Source organism: Streptomyces sp. CA-251247, assembly GCF_050952975.1.
Classification (GTDB): domain Bacteria; phylum Actinomycetota; class Actinomycetes; order Streptomycetales; family Streptomycetaceae; genus Streptomyces; species Streptomyces achmelvichensis.
This window is the reverse complement of record NZ_CP191861.1, coordinates 5,806,275-5,831,736: the sequence shown is the minus strand read 5'-3', so window position 1 is coordinate 5,831,736 and position 25,462 is coordinate 5,806,275. Positions and strand designations below refer to the sequence as shown.

The following is a 25,462-nucleotide window of genomic DNA, read 5'->3' as shown; positions in this document are numbered from 1 at the left end:
CGTCATCCCCAGCGAGCCCTTAGACGGTGAGCTTCGCCAGCGCGGCGTCGATCCGGGCGAGCGTCTTCTCCCGGCCCAGGATCTCCAGCGACTCGAAGAGCGGCAGACCGACCGTGCGGCCGGTGACGGCGACACGGACCGGGGCCTGGGCCTTGCCGAGCTTGAGGCCGTGGGCCTCGCCCGCGGCCAGGACCGCCTCCTTGAGGGAGTCGGCGCTGCTCCAGTCCGCGGCCTCCAGCTTCTCGCGGGCCGTCCGCAGCAGCGCGTCCGAGCCCTCCTTCATCGCCTTGGTCCACGACGCCTCGTCCTCGACGGGGGCGTCCAGGAACAGGAAGTCGACGTTGGCGGTGATGTCGGAGAGCACCGTGACGCGGGTCTGCGCGTGCGGGGCGATCGCCTGCCACCGGGACTCGTCGAACTGCTCCGGCGCCCAGGCGGCGTGCGGGGCCTGGAGCCAGGGGCGGCAGGCCTCGGTGAACGCCTTCACGTCCAGCATGCGGATGTGGTCCGCGTTGATCGCCTCGGCCTTCTTCAGGTCGAAGCGTGCCGGGTTGGCGTTGACCTCGGAGATGTCGAACTTCTCCACCATCTCCTGGATGGAGAAGACGTCCTGGTCGGCCGAGAAGGACCAGCCGAGCAGCGAGAGATAGTTGAGCAGGCCCTCGGGGAGGAAGCCGCGCTCGCGGTAGAGGTTGAGGTTCGCCTGCGGGTCACGCTTGGAGAGCTTCTTGTTGCCCTCGCCCATCACGTACGGCAGGTGGCCGAAGGCCGGGATCTGCTGGGCGATGCCCAGCTCGATCAGCGCCTTGTAGAGCGCGATCTGCCGCGGGGTGGAGGAGAGCAGGTCCTCGCCGCGCAGTACGTGGGTGATCTCCATCAGCGCGTCGTCGATCGGGTTGACGAGCGTGTAGAGCGGGGCGCCGTTGGCCCGGACGATGCCGTAGTCCGGCACGTTGTCGGGCGTGAAGGTCAGCTCGCCGCGGACCAGGTCCGTGAAGGTGATCGGCTCGTCGGGCATCCGGAACCGGACGATCGCCGGGCGGCCCTCCTCCTTGTAGCGCGCGATGCGCTCGGCGGGGAGGTTGCGGCAGGTGCCGTCGTAGCCCGAGGGCTTGCCGGCGAGGCGGGCCGCGTCGCGGCGGGCCTCCAGCTCGACGGCGGTGCAGAAGCACTCGTAGGCGTAGCCGCCGGCCTTCAGCTTCTCGGCGACGTCGCGGTAGATGTCCATCCGCTGGGACTGGCGGTAGGGCTCGTGCGGGCCGCCGGTCTCGGGGCCCTCGTCCCAGTCCAGGCCGAGCCAGCGCATCGAGTCGAGCAGCTGGGTGTAGGACTCCTCCGAGTCGCGGGCCGCGTCCGTGTCCTCGATACGGAAGACCATGGTGCCGCCGTTGTGCCGGGCGAACGCCCAGTTGAACAGGGCGGTGCGGACCAGACCCACGTGGGGGTTGCCGGTCGGGGAGGGACAGAAACGTACGCGGACATTCGCGTTAGCCACGCTTGATCACCTTGTTGGCGAGAGTGCCGATACCTTGGATGGTGACGGCGACCTCGTCGCCGACGTTGAGGGGGCCGACCCCCGCGGGGGTGCCCGTGAGGATGACGTCGCCCGGGAGCAGCGTCATGGCCTCGGTGATGTTGACGATCAGGTCCTCGATGGAGTGGATCATCTGGCTCGTCCGGCCGAGCTGGCGCTGTTCTCCGTTGACCGTGCACTGGATGGCGAGGTCGTGGGGGTCGAGGTCGGTCTCCACCCAGGGGCCGAGCGGGCACGCGGTGTCGAAGCCCTTGGCCCTCGCCCACTGCTTCTCGCGCTTCTGCACATCGCGGGCGGTGACGTCGTTGGCGCAGGTGTAGCCGAGGATGACGTCCTTGACCCGCTCCCGCGGGACCTCGCGGCACAGCCGGCCGATCACGACGGCGAGTTCGGCCTCGTGGTGGAGCTCCTGGGAGAACGAGGGGTACGCGATGTCGTCGCCGGAGCCGATCACCGAGGTGGAGGGCTTGAAGAAGGCGAACGGCGCGTCGGGCACCTCGTGGCCGAGCTCTGCCGCGTGCTCCGCGTAGTTGCGGCCGAAGGCCACGACCTTGCTCGGGAGCACCGGCGGCAGCAGGCGGACCTTGCTCAGGGGGACCTTGGTGCCGGAGAGCTCGAACTCCGCGAACGGGATGCCCTTGATGATGTCGAGGACGAGCTCGTCCGGGCTGTCGCCCTCGACCGCGCCGAAGGCGACATTCCCGTCGATGGAGAATCTGGCGATGCGCACGGGATGCGGATGCCCCTCTACTACTTATTACGCTGCTGGCGTCTGACGCTTCAGGCTAACGCGGTAGGGGGCTCCCGCCTCGCGCATTACGCTGCGGGGGCGTCCATCAGGACCGTACGGCGGGGATTGGCCGTCTGCGTGGGAAGATCGAGCGAGTGCTCCTGCTGCTCCGGCGTCTGGAGTTCGTCCGCATCCTCGAGGTGGGCGAGAGTGGTGCGCCGGGGGTTGGCTATGTTGCGGAACATCATCGTCTTCATCGGTGGTTTCAGACCCTTGTCGGCGTACGGCCGCTCAGTGAGCGGCGGTTGACGGATTACCCATCCCTGTAAAGCGCCAGGCTAAACATCCAATTCCCCTGTGAGGGGTGTCCAAGTCCGCGATCTAGGTGTGAGTTTCCTCACCAAGGGACGGGCAATCCGGGCAATGCGGACTATGAATCGTCCAGAGTGAAACGGACATTGCATAGCTGAACCAGTCATTCCGCTCCTGATCATGGCGACTGGGGAGCCATCACCCCCAGTTGACTCGTAGAGGAATGCCCCTTTTTCTCCGGGAACAGCCTCTACGTCTTGTCACACGGTGCTCACACCGTGTCATCCAGGTCACAGCCCGGTACGCGGCCCTTGTTGGAGATCCGGCACTGTGCTGGAATTCCACGCACCGCCGCGGCTTCAGGCCGGCGCGCAACGGGCGCAACGCAGCGCCGGGCAGCGGCGGAGAAGGGGGAGAAGCGCCGGTCACTCAACGACCAACAAAAGGGGCGCTCTCGCGCCCCTCACCGACGCCGACACCGTCCCGCCGCTCGCGGTGGGACGCCTGGTCCAGAGGTTGCGACGCTAGTGCAGGGACGTTTCAAGAGGGATGGCAGCGCTGCGGCGGAACAGGAGCCGCGCGGCGGGACCGACCGCGGCTCCTCGCCCCAGCACGCCCAGCACACCCACAAGGCAGATCCGGCATCCCCCGGCGACAGCGGTGACCGTGCCGCACGCCCCGGCGCCGCTTCGTCCGGAGGCGACGGGCCCAAGGCCCCGCCGAAGGCGAAGAGCCCGACGGACACCGGCTCACGAATAGCTCTGCGCAACTGGCGCATCAGCACGAGACTCGTCTCCCTGCTGACCCTGCCGGTCGTCGCGGCCACCACGCTGGGTGGACTCCGTATCAACGAGTCCATGGCGGACATGAAGCAGCTGGACCACATGCAGCTGCTCACCAACATGACCAAGCAGGCGACCGACCTCGCCCAGGCGCTCCAGGCGGAGCGGGACCTGACGGCCGGCCCGCTGGCGAACAACCCCGACGCGACCGACTTCAAGGTCACCGGCCCGCGCGAGGTGACGAACCGCGCCCGGAAGGCCTTCCTCGAAGCCACCCGTGACATCCCCAACACGGACAAGGACGACGCGCTCGAGAGCATCCGGGCCAACGCGAACCAGATCGCCGTCCAGGTCAACAACCTCGGCTCCATCCGCGAGACGGCGTATCAGACGGGGCGCCCGCACTCCCTCACGGTCGAGAACTACCACCGGCTCATCGAGTCGTTGCTGAGCCTGTCGCAGGACATGGCGCAGGCCACCAGCAGCCCGGAGATGATCAAGCGCACCCGCGCGCTGGCGGCGTTCTCGTCCGCCAAGGAGTACGCCTCCATGCAGCGCGCGATCATCGCCGCCGCACTTCCCGGCGGCAGCGGCTCCAAGGGCAAGGGCCTCGAGGACAACGACCGCCTCTACGGCAAGGCCGCTCTCGAGAACGGCGAGTCCTCGCTGGCCGCCTTCGAGTCGGTCTACGAGTCCTCCGGCGGCAACGCCCAGGAGCTCACCGACCCGCTGGACAACGGCAACCCGACCATCGAGGCCTCCGAGAAGTACGCCAAGCGCGTCCTCGACAACAGCAATGGTCTGGCCAGCCAGGACGAGCGCTCCTTCCTGGACTGGACCGACGACTACGGCGTCCGTATCCAGGCCATGCGTGTCATCGAGTCCACGCTGCTCGGCCAGATGGAGGCCAAGGCACGTGAACTGCGCGAGGAGTCGCAGCGCGACGCGATCATCAACGGTGCGCTGATCCTGCTCGTCCTCGGTGTCTCGCTCGTCGGCGCCTTCGTCGTGGCCCGGTCCATGATCCGCTCGCTGCGCCGGCTCCAGGACACCGCGACCAAGGTCGCCCAGGACCGCCTGCCGGACCTGGTCAAGCAGCTCTCCGAGTCCGACCCGCAGGACGTGGACACCTCGGTCGAGTCCGTCGGTGTGCACTCCCGGGACGAGATCGGCAAGGTGGCCGCGGCCTTCGACGACGTGCACCGCGAGGCCGTCCGTCTCGCCGCCGAGCAGGCCCTCCTGCGAGGCAACGTCAACGCGATGTTCACCAACCTCTCCCGCCGCTCCCAGGGCCTCATCCAGCGTCAGCTCTCGCTCATCTCCGAACTGGAGTCCCGCGAGGCCGACCCGGACCAGCTGTCCTCCCTCTTCAAGCTGGACCACCTCGCGACCCGTATGCGCCGGAACGGCGAAAACCTTCTCGTCCTCGCGGGCGAGGAGCCGGGCCGCCGGTGGACCCGGCCGGTCCCGCTGGTCGACGTGCTCCGTGCCGCCGCCTCCGAGGTGGAGCAGTACGAGCGCATCGAACTGGCCGCGGTCCCTGCGACCGAGGTCGCCGGACGCGTCGTCAACGACCTCGTGCACCTCCTCGCGGAGCTGCTGGAGAACGCCACGTCGTTCTCCTCGCCGCAGACGAAGGTCCGCGTCACCGGTCACGCGCTGCCCGACGGCCGCGTCCTGGTCGAGATCCACGACACCGGCATCGGCCTCTCCCCCGAGGACCTCGCCGCGATCAACGAGCGGCTGGCGTCGCCGCCCACCGTGGACGTCTCGGTCTCCCGCCGCATGGGTCTGTTCGTGGTCGGCCGCCTGTCCCTGCGACACGGCATCCGTATCCAGCTCCGCCCGTCCGACTCCGGCGGCACGACCGCACTGGTCATGCTGCCCGTCGACGTCGCCCACGGCGGCAAGAAGGCTCCCGGCTCCCCCGGCGGTCCGGGCAACGGCCAGGGCGCCGTTCCCCCGGGTCCCGGCGGTCCCGCGGGTCTCGGCGGCCGTCCGGGCGGCGGTCCCGGTGGCACGGGCGGCGGCAGCCGTCCCGGCCTCGGCGGTGGCCCCGGTGGTGCCGGTGCTCCCACGGGCGGCCGGATCGGCACGGGCGCTCCGCGTGGTCAGGTCGGGGCCGGTTCGGCTCCGCGGGCCGCGCTTCCCGGCCGCGACGGCGGTCCCGGCCAGGGTCAGCCCGGTCAGGGCCGGCAGGGCGGCGGCCTCGCCGGCGCCTTCGGCTCGGGTGCCGGCCGTGGCGCGCAGAACGCTCCGGCCCGCGGCGAATCCCGCTCGGAGGGCTTCCCGCAGGGTTCCGGCGACCGCGGCAAGCAGCTGCCGGGCGGTCCGCGTGCCGAACTGCCCGGTGCCGGTGGCCCGCAGCGTCCGCCGTCCACCAGCTGGGGCAGCGAGCAGCCGCCCGCGCGCAACCAGCGTCCGGCGGACGCGCCGCGCGGTCACGAGGACAACGACCGCGGCGCCGCCGCCACGGCGGAGTTCGCACGTCCCGACTTCAACGCTCCTCCGCCGCAGCGCGGCGCGGGTTCCGGCCCGTCGACCGGGCAGTTCGTCCGCCCGGACGTGTTCGGGCCGACCAACCCGGCCGGTCAGACGTCCGGTGGCGGTTTCCAGCCGCCCCGCAACGGCTCGCAGGGCGGCCCGTCCCAGGACCCCGCGTCCACCGGGCAGTTCACCCGCCCCGACCTCGGGGCTCCCCAGCCGCCCGCCCCGGGCCGTGCTCCGGCCCCGCGCCGCGAGGCCGCCCAGAACGGCGACTACGGCGCGCGCCGGCCGAACGCCCTGCCGCCGCAGCCGCAGCCCGAGGCGCTGCCGCCCGCGACCGGCCCCGGCGACGGCCGTACTCCGCTGTACGACACGCTCGAGACGAACTGGTTCCACGGCGGCCCGCAGGGCCGGTCCGAGGAGCAGGAGCCGTCCCGGCCCGCGTCGCCCGCCCCCGTTCCGCAGCAGTCCGCGGAGCGCCCCGCCCCGCCGATGCCGCAGCGCACCCCTGCCGCGGCACCGCACAACGGGCAGAGCACCAACGGTGGCGGCTGGCGCTCCTCCCCCAATGACGAGCTGGTGCGCCAGGCCGAGCGGGTCAGGAAGCCCGCGGCCGGCGGCGTCACCACATCAGGTCTGCCCCGCCGGGTCCCGCGAGCCAATCTCGTCGCGGGAACCGCGCAGGAACAGAACACCCAAACAGGTCCGCAGGTCTCGCGTGCGCCGAACGACGTACGCGGCCGGCTGACCAACCTCCGTCGTGGCATTCAGCAGGGCCGTCAGCAGAACTCGACGACCGGCAGCTTCAACCTCGGCCCCACTCACCAGCAGGAGCGATAGTTGAGCCCGATGAGCCAGGCGGCGCAAAATCTGAACTGGTTGATCACCAATTTCGTGGACAACACCCCTGGGGTGTCGCACACGGTGGTGGTCTCCGCCGACGGTCTTCTGCTGGCGATGTCCGAAGGGTTTCCCCGCGACCGCGCCGATCAGCTGGCGGCTGTCGCATCCGGCCTGACCTCGCTGACCGCGGGGGCGTCCCGGATCTTCGAAGGGGGACCCGTCAGCCAGACGGTCGTCGAGATGGAACGGGGGTTCCTCTTCCTGATGTCCGTCTCCGACGGCTCGTCGCTGGCCGTGCTCGCACACCCCGAGTGCGACATCGGCCTCGTCGGCTACGAGATGGCCCTTCTCGTCGACCGCGCGGGCAGCGTCCTCACGCCGGACCTGCGCGCCGAGCTTCAGGGAAGCCTCCTGCACTGAGCCGTGCCCCACACACGGCTCCGCAGGCAAGCGCCAACGCACCAACCCGTCAGGTCGCTCTTTTGCCCCCCACCGGCCCACTCAGACGGCACGCCGACCACTTGCTGTCCCGCCCGGAGGACTCATGACCCCGCCAACCGCCTCTCACGATCCGTACGGAGCGTCCGCGGACGCCTACGGACTGGAGGGCGACCAGCCGCTGGTACGTCCGTATGCGATGACCGGCGGCCGGACCCGGCCGCGTTACCAGCTCGCGATAGAGGCGCTGGTGAGCACCACGGCCGATCCGGCGCTCCTTGCCGGGCTGCTTCCCGAGCACCAGCGGATCTGCCACCTGTGCCGTGAGGTCAAGTCGGTGGCCGAGGTGTCGGCGCTGCTGTCCATGCCGCTCGGTGTCGCCCGGATTCTGGTGGCGGACCTGGCGGAGGCGGGCATGGTGGCGATCCACCAGCCGGGCAACGGAGAGGCCGGTGGCACGCCGGATGTGACACTGCTCGAAAGGGTGCTCAGTGGACTTCGCAAGCTCTAGCGGCGGTGCAGCCCGATCGACCACCAGCGCGAAGATCGTGGTGGCGGGCGGATTCGGCGTGGGCAAGACCACGTTCGTCGGCGCCGTCTCGGAGATCAACCCGCTGCGTACCGAAGCCGTCATGACCTCAGCCTCGGCCGGCATCGACGACCTCACACACACCGGGGACAAGACCACCACCACGGTGGCCATGGACTTCGGCCGTATCACCCTCGACCAGGACCTGATCCTCTACCTGTTCGGCACCCCCGGACAGGACCGCTTCTGGTTCATGTGGGACGACCTCGTACGCGGCGCCATCGGCGCCGTCGTCCTCGTCGACACCCGCCGCCTCGCCGACTGCTTCCCCGCCGTCGACTACTTCGAGAACAGCGGCCTCCCCTTCGTCATCACGCTCAACGGCTTCGACGGACACCAGCCCTACAACCCCGAAGAAGTCCGCGAAGCACTCCAGATCGGCCCCGACACCCCGATCATCACCACCGACGCCCGCCACCGCGCGGACGCCAAGAGTGCCCTGATCACACTGGTCGAACACGCCCTGATGGCCCGGCTCAAGTAGACGGCGACATACGGCACTTGTCGTAGTTGTGACGGGGCGGGCTGTGTCCTTTGACACGGCCCGCCCCCGTGTTCATAACGTTTCGACAGAGAATTCCGGCGGTCCGGACACCCGGTGCGTTCGTCCGGTACCACTGCGCTCAACTTTGCCTCGCCTTTTGGCGGCCCTCGCTCTTTATGCCCGTTTTATCTGTGGTCGCCACTACACGGAATGGCTGATTCCAACTGTTTGGAACGGACCCACCCCGCATGCTGAAATTCGATGAACTCCCTAGTAGTACGGCTCCGAACGAAATACGGCACAGCGTTGGTGCCGACGCCGAGAGGTTGTTGGTCGAGTGAGGCGAAGCATGACGAGCTCCGCACAGCAGCAGGCGCGGGGCAACTTCACCCCGCCGCCGCGCACAGTGGTGTCGCCTGCGGACGAGCCGGCGCCCACGCCGCCGCCCGGTGGCAGCTCCAGCCGGCTTTCCCCGCGCAACTGGCGAGTTCCGACGCGCCTGAACGCGATTCTCCTCATACCCGTGCTCGTGGGCCTGGTCATGGGCGGTTTCCAGGTCAAGAGCTCGATCGACACCTGGAACGAGGCCCAGGACGCCGAGAAGACCGCGCTCATCGTGCGCGCCGCCGCGGAGTACGGCCAGGCGCTGCTCAACGAACGTGACCTGACCGCCGTACCGCTGCTGACGGCCACCTCTCCGGAAGCGCGCAACAGCGACAAGGTGACGGACGCCTACGCCACGACGGACGAGGCGAAGAGGAAGTTCGACGTCGCCGTCCAGGACATGCCGGCGAAGCAGGGCCTCGAACGCCGTCTGGCCCTGTTCCGCAACGAGGAGCCGACACTCGCCGCACTGCGGAAGGTCGCCTACACCAGTGGGATCGAGGCGCAGTCCGCGGTCGGCACCGAAGAGGGCTACGTCAAGGTCCAGCACTCGCTGATGGAGTTCGCGAACGAGCTGGGCCTCGGCACCGGCAACGTCACGAGCTACGGCCGTACCGTCTACGCCATTCAGCTCGCCAAGGCGGCCGAGTCCCTGCAGCGTTCCATTGGTACACACCTGTTGGTGCGGCCGAGCCAGAACAAGACGATCTTCGCCAAGCAGACCGTGGCGTTCAACTCGTACAACTACCTCGAGCAGATCGCGCTCGGCGAGTACAACTCCGGCGGCACCCAGGCCGACACGGACAAGCTCAAGGCGATCATGACGGAGAAGGCCGCCGCCGGGCAGAAGCGTCTCGAGGCCGCCGGCCTCAAGCCGCCCGTCGGGGAGAACGACGGTTCGGTCTTCACCGGTATGGCCCGCGCGATCGGCACCGGCGCGGAACCCTCCGAGCTGGCCAAGAAGGACGTCACTCCCACCACGTGGATGGGAGCCGCCACCGCCAAGTTCGACGGCTACACCGAGATCGAGAACGACCTCGTCGACAAGGCCGTGAACGAGGCCGCGACGATCTCCAACGACGCCAAGCGCGACGCCATCCTCAACGGCGCCATCGTCGTGATCGCCCTGCTCGCGGCGTTCATCCTGGCCGGCCTCATGGCACGCCAGATGAGCCGCTCGATGCGCCAGCTGCGTACCGCCGCGTTCGGCATCGCCGAGCAGCGTCTGCCGATGCTGGTCGACCAGCTCTCGCGTACCGAGCCGGGCCGCGTCGACACCCGGGTGCAGCCGATCCCCATCGACACCCAGGACGAGATCGGCGAAGTCGCCCGCGCCTTCGACCAGGTCCACCGGGAGGCCGTCCGGCTCGCCGCCGAGCAGGCCATGCTCCGTGGCAACGTCAACGCGATCTTCACCAACCTGTCGCGCCGCAACCAGTCGCTCATCGAGGGTCAGCTGACCCTGATCACCGACCTGGAGAACAACGAGGCCGACCCGGACCAGCTGGAGAACCTCTTCAAGCTGGACCACCTCGCGACCCGTATGCGCCGGAACGGCGAGAACCTCCTGGTCCTCGCCGGCGAAGAGCCGGGCCGCCGCTGGAACCAGCCGGTCCCGCTGGTCGACGTGCTCCGCGCCGCCTCCTCCGAGGTGGAGTCCTACGAGCGCATCGAGCTGACCGGCGTGCCCGAGACGGAGATCCACGGCCAGTCCGTGACCGACCTCGTGCACCTGCTGGCGGAGCTGCTGGAGAACGCCACGACGTTCTCCTCGCCGCAGACCAAGGTCCGGGTGACGGCCACCAGGCTCCCCGACGGCCGGGTCATGATCGAGATCCACGACAAGGGCATCGGCCTGACCGCCGAGGACTTCGCCGACATCAACCACAAGCTGGCCAACCCGCCGACGGTGGACGCCGCCGTCTCGCAGCGCATGGGCCTCTTCGTGGTCGGCCGCCTCGCCGACCGGCACGGTATCCGCGTCCAGCTGCGCCCCTCCGGCGAGCAGGCCGGCACCACCTCGCTGGTCATGCTCCCGGACGCCATCACCCACGGTGGCGGTGGCGAGGCCCTGCCCGAGGACGACTTCACGGTCTCCCAGATCATCCCGGAGCAGTCCTCCTTCGAGCACGCTCCCATGCTCACCGCGGCGGAGCTCGGCTTCGACGACTCACGCTACGAGGAGCCGGAGGGCGCCCAGCTCGACCCGGTGAACCGCTCGCTGATGCGCGAGGAGCGCCGTGCGGCGCTGGAGGCGCAGGCACACGGTGATCGGCCGTACGGCCAGGAGCAGGACTACTCCCAGGAGCAGGGCTACGGCCAGGACCAGGGTTACGCCCAGGGCCAGCAGCAGTACGCCCCCGACTACGGTCAGAACTACCCGGAGCAGGGTTACGCCCAGGACCCGTCCCAGCAGGGCTACGACAACTACCCCGCGGTCAACGGCTACCCCGAGCACCAGGACCGTCAGGAGCAGCCCGAAACCAGCTATGCGGAAGCCGGTTACCAGGCTTCGCAGGGTTCCGAGCCGCAGTACGACGGGCAGTACGACACCCAGCCCCACCAGGGCGAGTGGCCGGATCAGAGCGCCTACCAGGGTGCTTATGAGCCGGAGTACCGGCAGGAATCGGAATCTGCGCCCAGCGCCCCCACGGCGGCTCCCGAGCGCGTAGGCTTCGACCGTCCGGGACCCTCTCCGAGCAACAGCCACGCGCTGACCGACGCCGGTCTGCCGCGGCGCGGCGGCCCCCAGCCGTCACAGCCCCAGCAGCAGCCCGAACAGCAGTGGCAGCAGCCCGCAGAGCAGCCTCGACAGGCTCCGCAGAACAGTCAGCCCGAGTCGGCAGGCGGCAGCAACGGCACCGTCGACACCACGGACTGGCGCTCGACCAACGACGAGCGCTGGCAGCGGGCGGAGAAGCTCCGCGAGCCGAAGGCCGGCGGAGTGACCTCCTCCGGACTTCCGCGGCGGGTGCCCAAGGCGAACCTCATCGAGGGCACCGCGGAGCAGACCCAGCAGCGGGGCCCCCAGGTTTCCCGCGCCCCTGAGGACGTGCGGGGCAGGTTGAGCAACCTGCGGCGCGGTGTCCAGCAGGGACGCAGCGCGGGATCGGACACGAACGGATCGGGCTTCGGCCCGGGCAGTACCTACAACCAGGAGCGTTAGTGTGAGCCCGATGAGCCAGGCGGCGCAGAATCTGAACTGGTTGATCACCAACTTCGTGGACAACACCCCTGGGGTGTCGCACACGGTGGTGGTCTCCGCCGACGGACTCCTGCTGGCGATGTCCGAAGGTTTCCCCCGGGACCGAGCCGATCAGCTGGCGGCGGTCGCCTCCGGTCTGACCTCGCTGACCGCGGGGGCGTCGAGGATTTTCGAAGGCGGTGCGGTCAACCAGACCGTCGTGGAGATGGAGCGCGGCTTCCTCTTCATCATGTCGATCTCCGACGGCTCCTCGCTGGCGGTGCTCGCTCACCCCGATGCCGACATCGGTCTCGTGGGCTACGAGATGGCTCTGCTGGTGGACCGGGCCGGCAGCGTGCTGACCCCGGATCTCCGTGCGGAGCTCCAGGGCAGTCTTCTCAACTAACAGACGGACAGTGCGTTTCACGCCACCGCACCATAGGGTGCGGTGGCGCGGCTCCACAGGGACAGGAACCGGCTACCGGCAGTCGGAGGAGGAAACGTGGCAACACCCCCAGGCGGACGCCCCTATGACGGCGGTGCTCACCAGATGCCGGGTGAGCACTCTCAGAACCGCTTCAACTTTCCTTCGACGCCGAGTGGTCAGGGTGCCCAACCGCCCTACCACCAGCCGCAGTCGCCCTACGGGCAGCAGCAGCCGCCGTCGCGCATCCAGCCCGTGCAGCCGCGCAGGGCACAGGAGCCGGCGTCGGGTTCGGGTTCTGCCCAGAACGCGCACAACCCGCTGGTGCGTCCGTACGCCATGACCGGCGGCCGGACCCGGCCGCGTTACCAGCTCGCCATCGAGGCGCTGGTGTCCACCACGGCCGATCCCGCCCGGCTGCAAGGGCAGTTGCCCGAGCACCAGCGGATCTGCCGGCTGTGCTTCGAGATCAAGTCGGTCGCGGAGATCTCGGCGCTTCTCACCATTCCCCTCGGCGTTGCCCGGATCCTCGTCGCCGACCTGGCGGAGGCCGGACTTGTCGCCATCCACCAGCCCGGCGGCGACGAGTCCGCCGGCGGCCAGCCAGACGTGACACTGCTCGAAAGGGTGCTCAGTGGACTTCGCAAGCTCTAGCGGCGGTGCAGCCCGCTCAACCACCAGCGCGAAGATCGTGGTGGCGGGCGGATTCGGCGTGGGCAAGACCACGTTCGTCGGCGCCGTCTCGGAGATCAACCCGCTGCGTACCGAAGCCGTGATGACCTCAGCCTCGGCCGGCATCGACGACCTCACACACACCGGGGACAAGACCACCACCACGGTGGCCATGGACTTCGGCCGTATCACCCTCGACCAGGACCTGATCCTCTACCTGTTCGGCACCCCCGGACAGGACCGCTTCTGGTTCATGTGGGACGACCTCGTACGCGGCGCCATCGGCGCCGTCGTCCTCGTCGACACCCGCCGCCTCGCCGACTGCTTCCCCGCCGTCGACTACTTCGAGAACAGCGGCCTCCCCTTCGTCATCGCCCTCAACGGCTTCGACGGACACCAGCCCTACAACCCCGAAGAAGTCCGCGAAGCACTCCAGATCGGCCCCGACACCCCGATCATCACCACCGACGCCCGCCACCGCGCGGACGCCAAGAGTGCCCTGATCACACTGGTCGAACACGCCCTGATGGCCCGGCTGCGGTAGCCGGTACCGCGGTTCGTGTCCCCAGTCGAAAAGGCCCCCGCACCGCGGGGGCCTTTCGTGTGTCCGCCGCGATGCGGCGTGCCCGTCGGCGCTGCGCGCGGTACGACGAAGGGCCCCGCCCGCCGGAGTACCGGCGAGAGGGGCCCCAGAAGGCCTCAGGAGAGCCTGGCGTCAGCCCCGCCAGCTGTGGGAGGGCTGGAAGCCGCGCTGGCGCTCCAGACGGCGCCAGCCGGCCGTGGAGCGGCCGCGGTGGGCGGGCGCCTCGGGCTGGGAGGCGGCGCGGGCGAGCAGGACCGCGGTGATCGCGGCCAGTTCCTCGGCGTCGGCGTGGCCCTTCTCGACGCGGAGCAAGGACGATGAGTCGGCAGGAGTGCTCATGGCTGTTGGGGCTCCAGTTTCGTCGCAGGGTTACTGCGGGGGGTTGCCGTGCTTGCGGGACGGCAGGTCGGCGTGCTTGTTGCGGAGCATGGCCAGAGATGCGATCAGCACCTCACGGGTCTCGGCCGGGTCGATGACGTCGTCGACCAGTCCGCGCTCCGCCGCGTAGTAGGGGTGCATGAGCTCGGCCTTGTACTCCTTGACCATGCGCGTCCGCATGGCCTCGGGGTCCTCGGCCTCCGCGATCTGCTTGCGGAAGATGACGTTGGCGGCACCTTCGGCGCCCATCACCGCGATCTCGTTGGTGGGCCAGGCGTAGGTGAGGTCCGCACCGATGGACTGGGAATCCATCACGATGTAGGCACCGCCGTACGCCTTGCGCAGGATCAGCGAGATCCTCGGCACGGTGGCGTTGCAGTACGCGTACAGGAGCTTCGCTCCGTGCCGGATGATTCCACCGTGCTCCTGGTCGACGCCGGGCAGGAAGCCGGGTACGTCCAGAAGAGTGATGATCGGAATGTTGAACGCGTCGCACATCTGGACGAAGCGCGCCGCCTTCTCGGAGGCCTCGATGTCCAGGACACCGGCCAGGGACTGCGGCTGGTTGGCCACGATGCCGACCACCTGGCCGTCGAGACGGGCCAGTGCGCAGATGATGTTGCGGGCCCAGCGCTCGTGGATCTCCAGGTAGTCGCCGTCGTCGACGAGCTCCTCGATCACCTGGTGCATGTCGTAGGGCCGGTTGCCGTCCGCCGGCACAAGGTCCAGCAGGACGTCGGAGCGACGGTCGGCCGGGTCCTCGGCGGGCACCGACGGCGGGTTCTCGCGGTTGTTCGAGGGGAGCATCGCCAGCAGGTAGCGCACCTCGGCGATGCAGGTCTCCTCGTCGTCGTACGCGAAGTGCGCGACGCCGGAGGTCTCGGCGTGGACGTCCGCGCCGCCCAGACCGTTCTGGGTGATCTCCTCACCGGTGACGGCCTTGACGACGTCCGGGCCGGTGATGAACATCTGCGAGGTCTCGCGGACCATGAACACGAAGTCCGTCAGCGCGGGCGAGTACGCCGCGCCACCGGCGCACGGGCCGAGCATCACCGAGATCTGCGGGATGACACCGGAGGCGCGGGTGTTGCGCTGGAAGATGCCGCCGTAACCGGCGAGGGCGGAGACGCCCTCCTGGATACGGGCGCCGGCGCCGTCGTTGAGGGAGACCAGGGGGGCACCGGCCGAGATGGCCATGTCCATGATCTTGTGGATCTTGGTGGCGTGGGCCTCGCCCAGCGCGCCGCCGAAGATCCGGAAGTCGTGCGCGTAGACGAAGACCGTGCGGCCCTCGACCGTGCCCCAGCCGGTGATGACACCGTCGGTGTACGGCTTCTTCGCCTCCAGGCCGAACCCGGTCGCCCGGTGCCGGCGCAGCTGCTCGACCTCCTTGAACGAGCCCTCGTCCAGCAGCAGCGCGATGCGCTCACGGGCGGTCAGCTTGCCCTTGGCGTGCTGCGCCTCGGTGGCGCGGTCACTGGGCCCGCGCCGCGCACGGTCGCGCAGATCGTGCAGCTCGGCCACGCGTCCGCGGGCGTCGCTCGGCTCACTGGCGGTCTCGTCCAAAACGGTCATGCCTCGACCCTACGGATCCGACCGAGGAAACCCTGCCGTCGACTCCGTACAGTCTCCGGTCCGTTCTCCTGTTGGCCTTGCACAGAACCATTCGGCACAGCAGCCCAACCACCAGCTCAGTGCCACTGATGTTTGTGGAAGTCCAACAAGGAGTTCAGCTGAGAGTCACCTCACAGCGGTAGCTCGCCCCCGCGGCGCCCCCGGTGAGGCGCAGTCGCAGCTCCCGTCCGGCGGCGAGCACCTCGATGCCGTCGTCCGCGGCGACGACCCGGCGGACCGGCCGGCGCCAGGTGATCTCCAGGGGTGCTCCGGTGCGCAGCGGATCGCTGAGGTGGAGCGTGGCCGTGCGGCGGCGGGTCCGCAGCAGAACACTGGCGGGCGCCGTCGTGGTGAGCGGGCCCACCGTACCGGGCTGCCAGAAGTTCGCCGCGGTCAGGCCCAGGGAGCGGACGGCGACCGCCTGGCGGGCCGCGCTGTTGTCGAGGATCTCCAGCCAGCGGCGGTCGTGCGCGCGCGCCGCGAGCGTGCGGCGGCTCGCGCCCGGCATGAGCAGATAGGCGTAGGAGGCGTCGACGGGGTCGGTGCCGTGGTCCAGCCAGAGGGTGCGGTAGCGGCGGGTGGCGCGTTCGGTGGAACTGGTGGTGTTGATGTCGCTCCACGCTCCGGTCCGGTCCTCCCACAGGGTGCGCAGGTCCTGTGTCCCCGCGGGAAGGACCCAGCCGCCGTGGCCTTCGAGGTGCGCCCAGCCGTGGCCGCGGGTGAACGCGTTCCTGCCGCCCTCGCCCAGATTGCGGTTGTCGACGACGGTCTCGACCGGCACCCCGTCGGTGCAGGAGATACCGGCACCGAGGCAGATGACCGCGTCGGCGACGCAGAACCAGGACTTGTGGGCCCGCAGGGTGGAGCCCAGCCCGAGGAGGTGCTGCCCCACGGCGGCGAACTCGCCGTCACACGCTCCGCCCACCCACCGCGCCGCCGGTTTGGGCAGTCCCCACTCGCCGCCCGCCCTGTCGGGCAGCCGCTTGGTCGACACGGTCGTGCCGGGGAGCCGGTAGAAGTCCACGGTGGGCCAGAACCAGTCGGTGTACTGGTCGCCCTGCTCCTCGCCCGGCCACCAGTAGAGCATTCCGGCGCCGGTGTGCCAGCCGCGCGGATTCTCGCCGTTGCCGCACTCGTAGGACGAGATGCGCTGCGAGGCCATGGAGATGTTCGCGGCCCAGTCGGGCCGACGGTGGACGGCCCGGTCCATGGCCGCGAAGAGGTGGTGTCCGACGGGCTCGGGCGCGGCCGGGACGGGGGACGCGTCGACGGCGTGCAGCCGGGACAGGTCGGCGACCCCGAACTGGGCGCCTTCGAGGATCGGGGTGGTGGTGTCGCGGTCGATCCAGCCCTTGATCCGCGCGTGCCAGCGTTCCCGCTCCGCCGCGCTCGCCCCGCCGGCGAGCAGCGCGATCGCGGCGATCACCGCCTGGCCGTGGAAGTGGTCGCTGCGCATGACCCGGCGGTCGTCGTCCTTGAGGTAACCCCGGCTGATGGCACGGCCGTTGACACTGTCCATCATCAGACCGTTGTGGATCAGGGGCGCGTACGCGCTCTCGACGCTGTCCAGGATGATCTGCCGGCCCGGGTCGGTGACCGCCCAGCTGGAACCGGCGAGGAGGGTGAACAGCCGCCCCAGGCCGTCGAGCATCACCTGTCCGTAGGTGCCCGAGTAGGCGACCCAGGTGTGCTGGACGAAGGAGCCGTCGGCGTAGAGGCCGTCGCCCTCGGTGACGTACGGGAAGACGGGCGACAGGGCGTCGCGGGCCAGTGCGATCTTGGCGGGCGCCTTGCCGAGTACGCCGCGCAGAGCGACCGAGCGGCACAGGTCGACGCGGTTCGCGCCGGTGGAGGTGCCGGTGTAGTCGCCGAGCATCGTGTCGGGGACGAAGTGGTCGACGGCGGCGAAAGCGGCGTCCCGCCGGGCCTGGCCGAGGTCGCCGTGGAGGACGGCGACGGTGTCCATCAGGAGGCGGGGGCTGCCGATCTGCCACTCCCACCAGTTGCCGTAGCGGGTCGTCGAGGGGTTGTAGACGGTCGTCGCGAGATGGTCGAGGCCGCGGAGGATGTCGGCGAGCAGCCCGGCGTCGCCGGTGTGGCCGGTGCCCTGCTGCGCGTAGGCCTGGGTCATGGTCCAGAGCCGGGTGTAGCTCTGGGTGATGCCGGCGGGCGGGTCGAAGGGGTAGCCGGGCCACAGCGAGGTCGCGGTGGGCGCCATCGAGGCGCGGAAGCCCGCGGCGAGCGTCCCGGTCTCGGCGAGACGGGACGCGTACGGTTCGACGGTCGCGTCGTAGCCGCTGCCGAGGCTGATCTCCACCCAGCGCTGCCGCAGGGTCTCGTACTCGTCGTCCGCCGCACTCACTGGTGGTGCGAGAGCGACGCAGAGAGCGCTTGCTCCCGTGGTGGCCAGAAAGGTACGGCGGGACCAGGCTGACGACAGCGGCACAGGGGCCTCCGGTGCGTGAGTGATTCGGTCCGGTCGACCTGTGGTCTAGCACGGCAGCCGGATGCCTTCAATGGTCATGACACGAGGTCCCAGCAAGCGCTTGCGGCACGCATACGGGCGTCGCACCACCCGCCTTAACTCCGCCTTATGGGCAGTGAAAAGCTTCCGAGAGCGCTCTCAGTCACACCTCTTGACGCGTGTACCGGGCGTCGCAACAGTGAGAACTCCCCCACGAGCCACAGGAGTTCTGTCCGTGATATCCCGACGTATCTTCCTCAGCGGAGCGGCCGCCGCAGTCACCGCGGCCACCTATCCCGCCTGGGGAAGCGCTCTCAGCCCTCGCGCCAAGGCCGCAGCCCCCACCTGCGAGCTCGCCCTGGAGAACAAGTCCCTGCCCGGCACGGTCCACGCCTACGTCACCGGACACGAGCAGGGCACCGACCGATGGGTGCTGCTGCGCCCGGGCGGCGGCGTCCACTACCCCGAGAACCCACCGGCGCCCGAGACCCCGCTGCCGGTCGACTGCGCCATCCCGCTGCCCGCGGCGGGCTCCGGCCCGGTGGTGCTGACGCTTCCTCAGATGTTCGGTGCCCGCGTCTACTTCGTCCGCGACGACAAGCTGGACTTCTTCGTGAACCCGGGGCCTTCCCTGGTCGAGCCCGCTTTCGCGACGCCGTCCGACGCCAACTACGACCGCATCTGGTCCTTCGCCGAGTTCACGTTCAACCCGCAGCAGTTGTACGCGAACATCAGCTACGTCGACCTGGTGACGGCCCTCCCCATCGGCCTCACGCTCACCGGGGACGCCACCCACACCGTGGCGCCGCTGCCGGACGGCGCGGTGCAGAAGATCGCCGACGGCCTCGCCGCCCAGGCGGCCAAGGACGGACAGCCGTGGGACAAGCTCGTCATCCGCGGCGCTGACGGTGAAGTGCTGCGCGTGATCGCGCCGCAGAACCTGATGGCCCCCTACTTCGACCGGCCCGCCGAGATGCCGTTCCGCGACGCCTTCGCCTCCTACATCGACCAGGTCTGGGAGAAGTACCGCTCGACCGATCTGCGGATCGATCTCCAGGGCGGACGGGGAGTGTTCACCGGCCGGGTGAACGGGGACACGCTCACTTTCAACGGCGGTCACACCTTCTCGAAGCCGTCCTCGAAGGACGTCTTCACCTGCAACCACGGGCCGTTCGCCAACAACCCCGGTGACCCGGACGACAAGAAGGGCCTGCTCGCCCGTCTCGCCGCCGGCTTCAACCGGACGACGCTGCTGTCCCACCCCGACCAGCCGAACGGAGCGACCGCGGCCGACTACTACCTCGACCCCGGCACGAACCACTTCTCACGTGTCGTGCACGCCAACACCCCGATCGGGTACGCGTTCCCGTACGACGACGTCCGTCCGGACGGACAGCCCGACGTCTCGGGTGCGGCACACGACGGCAACCCGCGGCGCTTCACGCTGACCGTCGGATCCTGACCGCCGGACCTGACCGCCGGGTCCTGACCGCCGGGTCCTGACCGCCGGCACGTGACTGCGCCGAGTGCCCGGCCCCCGCAGGCAGCGGAGGGGCCGGGCACTCGCACGCAGGGTCAGCAGCCGCCGCAGTTGTAGTAGGTCACGTCCCAGTGGTTGCCCTCGTCCGCGTAGACGTTCCCGGACCCGGACCTCCACTGCGGGGCGCCGTCGCCCGGCCGTGCGCCGATGTAGCTGAAGGTGTTCTTGATGTAGTTCCCCACGCACGTGCCCTTGCTGAAGTCGAGCTTGTAGCCGTTCCAGTGGGAGTACGTGCCGCTCGCGTGCCCGGTCTCGGTGCCGCCGGTGATGTTGAGGGCACATCCACTCGCGCTCTTCAGGGTCTGGGCTCCCTGCGCGGACATGAGGTTCAGCTGGTCGAACGACGTACAGGTGGGGTTGTTGCGGTTCGAGCAGCCGCCGGACGAGGACCAGGTGATCCCGGACGAGCGGAACATCGACGTGGCCGTGGCGTGACTGATCTTGGTGGCCGCGTGGGCCTCGGTCGCGCTGCTGAGGACGCCGAAGCCGGGAGCGAGGAGCGCGCCGGAGACGAGCGCGAGCGCGGTGAGCGTCGAGCGGATTTTCATGGGGGGAGATCCCTCCTGCTGATGACCGTTGGGGACCGTGCCTAGTCCGGTGGTACGGGCGGTGCAGGTGGAGCACAGAGATGCTGCCCGAGTTCTACGCGCGTCGCCAGGGGGTGCGCACGTCGTTCGGGTGAACCCCTCGAGAAGATGTTGAACTTTAAACGGAATAGGTCTATGGTCCATCTCGTTGAAGGTTTAACTACCGACCGCCCCGTCCCCGAGGAGTCCGACATCATGGGTATCTTCAATCGCAAGCCCGAAGCCGCAGCCACCGCCACCGCAACGGCCCCCCAGGTCGACCCCGCCCTGGCCGCGCTGTCCGGCAGCTACACCATCGACCCGGCCCACAGCAGCATCGGCTTCACGGTCCGCCACGCGATGGTCACCAACGTCCGCGGCTCGTTCGGCGAGTTCTCCGGCAGCCTCGAGCTGAACGGCACGGACCCGCACCACTCCACCGCCGAGATCGACGTGACGATCACCAGCATCGACACCGGGATCGCCGACCGCGACGGCCACCTGCGCAGCGGTGACTTCTTCGAGGCCGAGAAGTTCCCCCTGATGACGTTCCGCTCGACGCAGGCGGAGAACCTCGGCGGCGACACCTACCGGCTCACCGGTGACCTGACGATCAAGGACGTCACGCGTCCCCTCGCCATCGACCTGGAGTTCAACGGCTCCGCCACCGATGTCTACGGCGCCGAGCGCGTCGGCTTCGAGGGCAGCGCCGAGATCCTGCGCTCCGACTGGGGTCTGACCTGGAACGCCGCGCTGGAGACGGGCGGCGTGATGGTCAGCGACAAGGTGAAGCTGACCTTCGACATCTCCGCGATCAAGGCCGCGGCCTGATCCGGGGCATCACCCCCGCACCCAGAGCGCGCCCGTCCTGCCGTCCCCACGGCCGGGCGGGCGCTCTGCTGTCCGCGCGCTGTCGCTGCCGTGCCCGGGCCCACGCCTCAGGACGCTGCCACCGCCGGGTGCCGCCCGCCGTTCAGAACCCGCCCCCGAAGTCCCCGCCGCCGCCGAAACCTCCGCCGCCCCCGAAGTCCCCGCCGCCGCCGAAGTCCGACGAGCTGAAGTCGGCACCCGAGTAGTCGCCGCCGCTGTAGTCGGCGCCGCCGTAGTCCGCCGCGTACGCAGGGGTCGCGAGCACGCTGCCGAGCAGCGTGCCGGCCAGCAGGCCGGGGAGGATGCCGCCGCCGAAGTAGCCGCCGGCCCAGGGGCCGTACGCCGGTCCTGCCTCCCAGTACGGCCGCCGGCCGTCCCCCGTCTCGACCGTGCGGGCCATCGGGTCCAGGCCGCCCTTCAGCCGGGAGGCGTCCATCGCGCACACCGGGATCTCACGGGCCTGGCCACCGTCCGGGGTCCAGGTCATGTCGGTGACCGAGGGGCCGTGGCGCGGGTCGAAGAAGCAGGGGGCCCTGCGCTTCGGCACCGGCCGGTCCGTGCGCCGGGCGTCCAGCGCGGCCAGGCTGAAGCGCCCGTCCTCCAGCGCTTCGGTGACTCCTCGCACGTCGGAGGGGTGGCGGGCGGCGCCCATCAGCGACTTCGCCCTGTCGTACGAGTCGAGTGCCCTCTCGTAGTCGGCGCGCATCGCGTCGGTCGCGCCCTTCTCCGAGGGGTGGAAGTCCAGTCGGTCGAGCTCTTCGCCGAAGGCGGTGATGTCCTCGTCGACCACCACCCGGAGCTTGTCGAGGGCCTCCCGCTCCTCCTGGGCCTTGCGGCGGCGGTTGCGGGCCACGAGCGCGTAGGCGCCGGCGCCGCCCGCGGCGAGCACCGCGCCGAAGGCGATCACGGCTCCGCCGTTCACGCCCTCGTCACCGCCGGTGGTGCCCCAGGAGGCGGGCGCGCTGCCCCGGATCTGCGGGAGCGCCTGGTCGACGAAGTTGTTGAGCTGGGTGGCGGCGTCGGCGCCGGGAGGCGTCTTGACCGCGGTGACCAGGTTCTGGACGGCCTGGCCCGACAGGACGCGGCTGTCGGCGGCCGCGTTGAACCCGTCGCCGAGGCGGATGGCGTAGAGGCCGGTGACACCCGTCTCGGTGCGGACGTTCCGCAGGACGGATTCGGGCGGGAACTCGGCGGACGCGGGCAGGACGGCCACGAACAGCGGCTTGTCCGCGTTCTTGATCTTCTGCGCCAGCGCGTCCGCGTCCGCCTTCGAGAGCTGATCGGAGGCGCGCGGGTCCACATAGACCGGGCTGTTCTCCAGTGCCGCGGCCACGGTGTCGGGCCCGGTGGCCGCGTGCGCTCCCGGCGCCACCCCGAGGGCGGCCGCCGAGAGCGCGAGCAGCAGACCGGACAGTGCGGTGAACAGCCTGGTCCTCATACCTTGACGCTACCCGAAAGGGTTGATTTTCGGACATGCACCGGAGGTCTGATTCAGGCCACCTTGTACGCGGCCGTCAGCTTGGCCACGGCCGCGGCCGGCTTGCCCGACAGCAGCAGATGGTCCGCGTCCGCGAACGGCTTCGCCGACGCGGCCGTGATCCGCTGGCCGATCTTCTGCTGGACGAGCAGCCGGGCCTGGGAGACCAGCTCACGCGCCTCCGGGGAGTCGCCCCGGCCGGTCACCTCCAGGAGCTTCGCCGCCAGCGCCATGGCCCTGAGGGTGAGTTCCCCGCCGGCCGGCGGCTTCTTCAGGGTGGTGAGCCCCCAGCCGTAGGGGTACTGCGGGTCGTAGGAGGTGTCCCCGACGTTGATCGGCAGCTGTCCGGCCGACTTGGGCCAGGTGACGGGCAGCCGGCCGGTGAACGCCTTCCGGCCGTAGAGGACGTCGGCGACACCGTCGCCCTCGGTGCCCGGCAGCCAGGACGCGACCAGTGCGTCGATGTCACCGAGGCGGTCCCCGATCAGCTGCGGGCGGCCGGAGACGATCAGGACGGCGCACTTCATGGCGGCGCAGACCTTGTCGACGGCGGCCCGGTCGGCCGCGCTCAGCTCCAGGTCGTGACCGTTGCCGACATCTCCGACACCCTCGGCGTAGGGGGTCTCGCCGACGACCACCACACCGACGTCGTGGCCCTCCAGCGGAGCGGACGCGTCCTTGGACCAGGTCACCGTCTCGGGAGCGGCCTTCTTCATGCCCTCGAGGATGGTCGTGCCGGGGGTGATCTTCCCGGACGAACCCTGCCAGCTGATGGTCCAGCCGCCGGCCTGGTTGCCGATGTCGTCGGCGTTGGACCCGGCGACGTACACCTTCTGCGACGGCTTGAGCGGCAGGACCGCACCGTCGTTCTTCAGCAGGACCTGGGACTTGGCGACGGCCTCACGGGCGACCGCGCGGTGGGCGGCCGAGCCGATGCTGCCGAGGTGGGTGGTGTCGGCGTACGGCTTCTCGAACAGGCCCAGGGCGAACTTCTGGGTCAGGATCCGCGAGACGGCGTCGTCGATCCGCGCCTCGGGGATCCGGCCCGCCGTCACCTCGTCCCGGAGGGTCCGGTGGAAGTCCGGGTAGGCCGTCGGCACCATGATCATGTCGAGTCCGGCGTTGACCGAGGTGCGCACATCGCTCGCGTAGTCGCCGGGGATCTGGTCGATGGCCTGCCAGTCACTGATGACGAAGCCCTTGAAGCCCATCCGGTCCTTGAGCACGCCGTTGATCATCTCGGCGTTGGCGTGCATCTTCACCGGGCCCTGGTCGTCGCCCAGGACGTCCAGCGACGAGTAGGACGGCATGACCGTGCCGGCACCGCGCTCGACGGCCTCGGCGAACGGCGCGAGATGGACGGCCTCCAGCTCCTGCCGGGTGACCTTGGTGATGCCCTGGTCGATCGTGTACGAGCCGGTGGAGGACGAGCCGTACTCCGTACCGCCGTCGCCGACGTAGTGCTTGGCGCTGGTCAGCACCTTGTCGTTGCGGGCGAGATCCTTGCCGGACGGTGCGCCCTGCATACCCGTGATCACCGTCTCCATGGCGGTGACCAGGGCGGGGTCCTCGCCGAAGGCCTCGTAGGAGCGGCCCCAGCGCTCGTCGCGGGTCACGCAGAGGCAGGGGGCGAAGTCCCACGGGATACCGGTGGCGCGGACCTCCTTCGCGGTCACGGCGCCGGTCTTCGCGGCGACGGCCGGGTCACGGGTGGCCCCGATGCCGATGTTGTGCGGCATGATCGTCGACCCGATGACGTTGTTGTGACCGTGCACGGCGTCCACGCCGTAGATCAACGGGATCTGGAACCGCGTTGCCTGCGCGCGCAGTTGGTAGGTGTCGACCATCTTCGCCCAGGCCTCGGGGGCGTTCGGGGTGGGCACCGAACCACCGCCGGAGAGCAGCGAACCGAGGTCGTAGGCGGCGATGTCGCCCTGAGACTTCAGGGCGTTGCGCTCGGCCTGGGTCATCTGCCCGGCCTTCTCCGCGAGCGTCATCCGCGAGAGCAGGTCGGCGACGCGCTTCTTCACCGGGAGCTTCTTGTCGAGATACGGCAGACCGTGGGCGTCCACGACGATCTGCGGGGTCTCGGCGGGCGCCTTCGCGCCGGTGACGGTGAGCTTCAGCCCAATCGTCTCGGCCGACTCGGCCGAGCGGTCCTTGCGGGTGGTGACGGCGACCGATGTGGAGGTGCCCGAGACGGAGCCGGCCGGGAAGGTGACCGTGCCGGAGACCGGGGTGTAGTCCTTGCCGGGCTGGGCGGACCCGCCCTCGGTGGTGTACGCGACGGTGACGGGCTCCTCGGTGGGGCCCGAGCCGGTGGTGGCCACGGAGATCTTCACCTTGGCGGTGCCGCCCTCGTCGACCGGGTGGACGGCCGCGTCGGTGATGACGCTCGCCTTCAACGCGGGGTCGGCCTTTCCGTACAGCTCGACACCGTCCAGGGCGAACCTGCCGGGGGCGCCGGTGGGCAGGGTGAGCGCGTAGCCCCACATCTCGTTCAGTCCGAGGATCTGGTCGATGCCGCCGACGGGCTGGTAGTCGGCGCGGTAGACGAAGTCCGCGAAGGGGATCTCGACGAGATGCCAGCCCTCCCAGTCGTCGGTGAAGGAGGTGGTCCACAGCTCGGAGGCCTCGCCGTTGGCGCCGCCGTCCTTGAGCTCGAAGTTGATCCTCTTGCCCGAACCGGGCGGCAGCGGTGCGGTGTTCTGCCCGTACCACCAGAAGCGGATGCCCTTGTACGGGGTCCAGTTCTGCGCGGGCTTGTCGAAGGCGAAGTCGTGGGTGAGGCCGCCCCAGCCGCTGATGTCGTAGGAGCCTTCGAGGACCTTGGCGCCCTCGGGGGCGTCCGCGCGCTCCTTCAGCTCCAGCCGGGGCTGGTCGTCGGCGTCGCTCCCCCACGTGAAGATGCCCTCGGCGGGCGGGTTGGCGAACGGGACCTCGCCCTCGAAGCGGTCGACGGCGAACGGCGCCGGATCGTCGGCCGCCGCGCTGACTCCGGCGCCGGTGAGCAGGGTGGTCAGGACGGCGGTCGCGGCGAGCGCGGCCGTGCCGGCTCTGGTTCTGAAGCGGGTACGGGTGGGGGGCATTGCGGCTCCTTCGGTGCG

General features: G+C 69.8%; 19 protein-coding genes. 10 read left to right on the top strand and 9 right to left on the bottom strand.

Translation table 11 applies throughout. The annotated features are described in order from the left end of the window. Nucleotides 1–19: 19 nt before the first annotated feature. The 3 genes from gltX to ACQPWZ_RS25950 form a co-directional block, all read right to left on the bottom strand. On the bottom strand, nt 20–1,495 hold the full coding sequence (gene gltX, locus ACQPWZ_RS25960; protein WP_433572501.1) for a glutamate--tRNA ligase: 1,476 nt from the start codon (nt 1,493–1,495) through the stop codon (nt 20–22). Beyond that, on the bottom strand, nt 1,488–2,264 hold the full coding sequence (locus ACQPWZ_RS25955) for a fumarylacetoacetate hydrolase family protein (protein WP_340475612.1): 777 nt from the start codon (nt 2,262–2,264) through the stop codon (nt 1,488–1,490). The genes gltX and ACQPWZ_RS25955 overlap by 8 nt, the downstream gene beginning before the upstream one ends. A gap of 86 nt (nt 2,265–2,350) precedes the next feature. Next, nucleotides 2,351–2,521 (bottom strand): hypothetical protein, encoded by a 171-nt coding sequence (locus ACQPWZ_RS25950; RefSeq protein WP_352207796.1) that lies wholly within the window; start codon nt 2,519–2,521, stop codon nt 2,351–2,353. Between the two features lie 582 nt (nt 2,522–3,103). Here ACQPWZ_RS25950 and ACQPWZ_RS25945 point away from each other — a divergent pair. The 8 genes from ACQPWZ_RS25945 to ACQPWZ_RS25910 all read left to right on the top strand — a co-directional run bounded on the left by ACQPWZ_RS25945 (nt 3,104) and on the right by ACQPWZ_RS25910 (nt 13,407). Further along, nucleotides 3,104–6,685: a nitrate- and nitrite sensing domain-containing protein gene (locus tag ACQPWZ_RS25945; RefSeq protein ID WP_433572500.1), complete on the top strand. Its 3,582-nt coding sequence runs from the start codon at nt 3,104–3,106 to the stop codon at nt 6,683–6,685. A gap of 9 nt (nt 6,686–6,694) precedes the next feature. Beyond that, complete coding sequence (locus tag ACQPWZ_RS25940; protein ID WP_142214992.1) at nt 6,695–7,108, top strand: roadblock/LC7 domain-containing protein; 414 nt, start codon at nt 6,695–6,697, stop codon at nt 7,106–7,108. Nucleotides 7,109–7,232: 124 nt separating this feature from the next. Beyond that, the gene (locus ACQPWZ_RS25935) at nt 7,233–7,637 is read left to right on the top strand and encodes a DUF742 domain-containing protein (RefSeq protein WP_313943887.1); all 405 of its coding nucleotides are present in this window, start codon (nt 7,233–7,235) and stop codon (nt 7,635–7,637) included. Then, the gene (locus tag ACQPWZ_RS25930; protein ID WP_329023655.1) at nt 7,618–8,199 is read left to right on the top strand and encodes a GTP-binding protein; all 582 of its coding nucleotides are present in this window, start codon (nt 7,618–7,620) and stop codon (nt 8,197–8,199) included. The genes ACQPWZ_RS25935 and ACQPWZ_RS25930 overlap by 20 nt, the downstream gene beginning before the upstream one ends. 337 nt (nt 8,200–8,536) lie before the next feature. Next, entirely contained in the window at nt 8,537–11,749 is a 3,213-nt protein-coding gene (locus ACQPWZ_RS25925; protein WP_405573038.1) for a sensor histidine kinase, read from the top strand. A 10-nt stretch (nt 11,750–11,759) separates the two neighbouring features. Next, on the top strand, nt 11,760–12,173 hold the full coding sequence (locus tag ACQPWZ_RS25920; RefSeq protein ID WP_006127847.1) for a roadblock/LC7 domain-containing protein: 414 nt from the start codon (nt 11,760–11,762) through the stop codon (nt 12,171–12,173). Nucleotides 12,174–12,269: 96 nt separating this feature from the next. After that, nucleotides 12,270–12,845 carry a DUF742 domain-containing protein gene (locus ACQPWZ_RS25915; RefSeq protein WP_313943889.1) on the top strand — a complete coding sequence of 192 codons (576 nt, stop codon included), beginning with the start codon at nt 12,270–12,272 and terminating at the stop codon, nt 12,843–12,845. After that, a complete protein-coding gene (locus ACQPWZ_RS25910; protein WP_050791473.1) occupies nt 12,826–13,407 on the top strand; it encodes a GTP-binding protein in 582 nt (193 codons plus the stop codon). The genes ACQPWZ_RS25915 and ACQPWZ_RS25910 overlap by 20 nt, the downstream gene beginning before the upstream one ends. Nucleotides 13,408–13,578: 171 nt before the next feature. Here the strand turns inward: ACQPWZ_RS25910 and ACQPWZ_RS25905 are convergent, their stop codons facing one another. The 3 genes from ACQPWZ_RS25905 to ACQPWZ_RS25895 form a co-directional block, all read right to left on the bottom strand. Next, nucleotides 13,579–13,785, bottom strand: a complete 207-nt coding sequence (locus ACQPWZ_RS25905) for an acyl-CoA carboxylase subunit epsilon (protein WP_313943890.1) — start codon at nt 13,783–13,785, stop codon at nt 13,579–13,581. Nucleotides 13,786–13,815: 30 nt separating this feature from the next. Continuing rightward, a complete protein-coding gene (locus ACQPWZ_RS25900) occupies nt 13,816–15,399 on the bottom strand; it encodes an acyl-CoA carboxylase subunit beta (protein ID WP_313943891.1) in 1,584 nt (527 codons plus the stop codon). A 154-nt stretch (nt 15,400–15,553) separates the two neighbouring features. Then, on the bottom strand, nt 15,554–17,878 hold the full coding sequence (locus tag ACQPWZ_RS25895; RefSeq protein ID WP_433573868.1) for a polysaccharide lyase 8 family protein: 2,325 nt from the start codon (nt 17,876–17,878) through the stop codon (nt 15,554–15,556). Between the two features lie 259 nt (nt 17,879–18,137). Here ACQPWZ_RS25895 and ACQPWZ_RS25890 point away from each other — a divergent pair, with 259 nt between their 5' ends. Continuing rightward, nucleotides 18,138–19,364: a glycoside hydrolase family 64 protein gene (locus ACQPWZ_RS25890; protein WP_433572499.1), complete on the top strand. Its 1,227-nt coding sequence runs from the start codon at nt 18,138–18,140 to the stop codon at nt 19,362–19,364. A gap of 113 nt (nt 19,365–19,477) precedes the next feature. Here the strand turns inward: ACQPWZ_RS25890 and ACQPWZ_RS25885 are convergent, their stop codons facing one another. Beyond that, a complete protein-coding gene (locus ACQPWZ_RS25885) occupies nt 19,478–19,990 on the bottom strand; it encodes a hypothetical protein (protein WP_340475606.1) in 513 nt (170 codons plus the stop codon). Between the two features lie 234 nt (nt 19,991–20,224). On the opposite strand from ACQPWZ_RS25885, the gene ACQPWZ_RS25880 reads away from it, so the two are divergent. Next, entirely contained in the window at nt 20,225–20,839 is a 615-nt protein-coding gene (locus ACQPWZ_RS25880) for a YceI family protein (protein WP_356698843.1), read from the top strand. A gap of 142 nt (nt 20,840–20,981) precedes the next feature. Here ACQPWZ_RS25880 and ACQPWZ_RS25875 read toward each other — a convergent pair whose 3' ends face one another. After that, the gene (locus ACQPWZ_RS25875) at nt 20,982–22,316 is read right to left on the bottom strand and encodes a hypothetical protein (RefSeq protein WP_433572498.1); all 1,335 of its coding nucleotides are present in this window, start codon (nt 22,314–22,316) and stop codon (nt 20,982–20,984) included. Between the two features lie 53 nt (nt 22,317–22,369). Next, nucleotides 22,370–25,444: a glycoside hydrolase family 3 N-terminal domain-containing protein gene (locus ACQPWZ_RS25870; RefSeq protein WP_433572497.1), complete on the bottom strand. Its 3,075-nt coding sequence runs from the start codon at nt 25,442–25,444 to the stop codon at nt 22,370–22,372. Between the last annotated feature and the right edge of the window lie 18 nt (nt 25,445–25,462).

Bases quoted from the DNA above. Each gene is read 5' to 3' on its own strand.
- ACQPWZ_RS25880 (WP_356698843.1), top strand. From the start codon at position 20,225: ATGGGTATCTTCAATCGCAAGCCCGAAGCCGCAGCCACCGCCACCGCA.
- ACQPWZ_RS25940 (WP_142214992.1), top strand. From the start codon at position 6,695: ATGAGCCAGGCGGCGCAAAATCTGAACTGGTTGATCACCAATTTCGTG.
- ACQPWZ_RS25935 (WP_313943887.1), top strand. From the start codon at position 7,233: ATGACCCCGCCAACCGCCTCTCACGATCCGTACGGAGCGTCCGCGGAC.
- ACQPWZ_RS25900 (WP_313943891.1), bottom strand. From the start codon at position 15,399: ATGACCGTTTTGGACGAGACCGCCAGTGAGCCGAGCGACGCCCGCGGA.
- ACQPWZ_RS25875 (WP_433572498.1), bottom strand. From the start codon at position 22,316: ATGAGGACCAGGCTGTTCACCGCACTGTCCGGTCTGCTGCTCGCGCTC.
- ACQPWZ_RS25905 (WP_313943890.1), bottom strand. From the start codon at position 13,785: ATGAGCACTCCTGCCGACTCATCGTCCTTGCTCCGCGTCGAGAAGGGC.
- ACQPWZ_RS25950 (WP_352207796.1), bottom strand. From the start codon at position 2,521: ATGAAGACGATGATGTTCCGCAACATAGCCAACCCCCGGCGCACCACT.
- ACQPWZ_RS25870 (WP_433572497.1), bottom strand. From the start codon at position 25,444: ATGCCCCCCACCCGTACCCGCTTCAGAACCAGAGCCGGCACGGCCGCG.
- ACQPWZ_RS25920 (WP_006127847.1), top strand. From the start codon at position 11,760: ATGAGCCAGGCGGCGCAGAATCTGAACTGGTTGATCACCAACTTCGTG.
- ACQPWZ_RS25885 (WP_340475606.1), bottom strand. From the start codon at position 19,990: ATGAAAATCCGCTCGACGCTCACCGCGCTCGCGCTCGTCTCCGGCGCG.